Raw genomic sequence first — 2,334 nt, 5'->3', positions numbered from 1 at the left:
GGAGGAGAAGTGTTGCCGGAGTGTGGCGGGTCTGTCCGGAGCCTGTGCATGCAGGTTCCAGACAGAGGTGAGCAATACGAGCAGGAGAGTCGGGTATTTTATCATGACGGGGGAGCTAAAAGGTTACAATACGGTTTGTTCACTTTGCAGGTATTGGTCTCCGGGCAGGCTGTGTGTTAAGGTATAAACTCTCTGGCTGACGATGTGGCTTGTAAATATGGAATGCCAATCCATGTTTGCGGTATCGTATGCCGAAAAGGGATGTTAACAAATATAATCACTTCTTTTTATAAAACAAATAAAGTTGGAATATTTGGATAGAATGGTGCATTTTTTGAAGAAAGTAGGGCGTAAATTCATAAAAGTAGGGTAAAAAGAGAGTGAAAAGTAGGGTAAAATTCTTATCTTTGTCAAAATATTTGTTTATGAACGAACTTGAACAATTGATACAACAATACTATGAACTTGGTATAGACCGGCAATTGGACTATGACAAGTTTTATCTTTATTCCATTATTACTCATTCGACGGCTATTGAGGGATCGACAATCACGGAACTGGAAAATCAGATTATGTTTGACAATGGTATTGCAATCAAGGGTAAAAGCCTCATAGAACAAAATATGAATCTTGACTTGAAGAATGCATATGAACGGGTATTGGTTTTTGCACACGATCATTGTGATGTCACGATGGAACGGTTAAAAGAACTCTCGGCTCTGACGATGAAAAATACTGGGGTAGAGTATCATACTACACTCGGTGATTTTTCCTCGGCACATGGCGATTTGCGTTTGGTAAACGTATCGGCAGGAGCTGGTGGTAAGTCTTATATGGCATTTAATAAGGTTCCACAAAAGTTAAAGGAGTTTTGTGATAATTTAAACCGCTTTCGCCGGGAGGCTAAGGGATATGATTTGGTAAATCTTTATAATCTGAGTTTTGATGCGCATTTTCATTTGGTTACTATTCATCCTTGGGCAGATGGGAATGGGCGTATGGCCCGGCTTTTGATGAATTGGTTGCAATTTGAATATGGACTGATTCCTTCGCGGATTCTTGCTGCAGACAAGGAGGATTATATTAAAGCACTCGTTGCGACACGTGAGGAAGATAATCTTCAAATATTCCGTGACTTTATGCACACCACATTTATAGTCCACTTGAAGAGAGAAATAGAGCTGTATAAAGAATCTGTTGGTGTTAGTGACTCCGGAACGGTATCATCCAAACTCAAGACAAATGAGCGGATTATTTCTTATCTTGCCTCGCATCCGAGAGCTTCTGCCAGGGAGTTGTCTCAAAAAATAGGTATCACTGTCAAAGGCATAGAAAAGCAATTGGCCTCTTTGAAAGCTGCCGGGCGTATTTTGCGCATTGGTCCGGCCAAAGGCGGTTATTGGCAAGTTGATTAGATTTTAGCAATATCTATTCATTTCCAATCCTTATTGTAGATCGTATCATCTCTCCTTTTGTAGTGATGCCTTCCAGTTTCACCGTAAAGGGTCCTTTCCGGTCTGTGGTGTAGAAACGCAGCGTGGCCGGTTCTCCTTTTCTCAGACGTACGTCCGGATTCCAGAATAGCGTTGGCCTTTCGTCGGGAAGGGGATTGCTGCGTTCTTCTTTTACCTCGTATCGGGGTACATAAAACTCTGCAGGCTGGTGATATCCCAAAGGTGTAAAACGATAGAAATCCAGTCCGCGTAAAGTAAAGTCCGTACCTTTTTTAAACTGGAGAAAAATATACATATGTTGGTCATCAACGCTGGTTGTATATTCTACCCGGTCAATATAACTTATCGGTATATTGGCAAGTAGGTATGTCATATCAACATCCCCGATATCTTCCGGTATATTTTCTAAAGAGATATGAACTTCTTTTTGTCTTATTTGACCATAGATTATGGATTGCATTCCTCCGGTATTCTCAATCCGTATTCCCGGAATGGAAAGGACCCAGTCTAAAGCTACCTTGAATCGTTCTTCTTTCAAATTATGTGCTTCCAATACTTTCAGAGGTTTTGTTCCGGAGAGATATTTCGGTTTTGTTATGACAGCTTCTTCCAACTGGTATATTTTCTGTCCGTTCACATAGTAATACCCCAATGTTCCGACTTCCCGGTAAACGGAGTCTTCTTCTTCTTCTTTTTCTTTTCCGTTTTTCCATCCGTGCCGGAGCATTAAAGGCATCTGCAAATCCCGAAGCTGGTCTTTGTTGAAGTTCAGCTCCACCCATTTTCTTCCGGAGCGGGTATAGGATTGGAATATAAATTCCGTACTGTCGGGATATTCCACACAGAAGTCAAACGAGCTTGTACTGTCAATGGGAATTTC

At 41.4% G+C, this 2,334-nt stretch carries 3 protein-coding genes; 2 read left to right on the top strand and 1 reads right to left on the bottom strand.

All coding sequences use genetic code 11. The features are described from left to right. Positions 1–180: hypothetical protein (locus D1136_RS10700; protein ID WP_161877610.1), on the top strand; the 180-nt coding region annotated here is incomplete at its 5' end. Between the two features lie 245 nt (positions 181–425). Beyond that, positions 426–1,415: a Fic family protein gene (locus tag D1136_RS10695; RefSeq protein WP_161877609.1), complete on the top strand. Its 990-nt coding sequence runs from the start codon at positions 426–428 to the stop codon at positions 1,413–1,415. A 13-nt stretch (positions 1,416–1,428) separates the two neighbouring features. Here D1136_RS10695 and D1136_RS10690 read toward each other — a convergent pair. Beyond that, a partial coding sequence (locus D1136_RS10690) for a hypothetical protein (RefSeq protein WP_161877608.1) occupies positions 1,429–2,334 on the bottom strand: 906 nt, incomplete at its 5' end.

It is taken from the genome of Odoribacter sp. Z80 (assembly GCF_009935865.1).
Lineage (GTDB): Bacteria > Bacteroidota > Bacteroidia > Bacteroidales > Marinifilaceae > Odoribacter.
This window is presented reverse-complemented; position numbering and strand designations above follow the sequence as displayed.

Bases quoted from the DNA above. Each gene is read 5' to 3' on its own strand.
- D1136_RS10695 (WP_161877609.1), top strand. From the start codon at position 426: ATGAACGAACTTGAACAATTGATACAACAATACTATGAACTTGGTATA.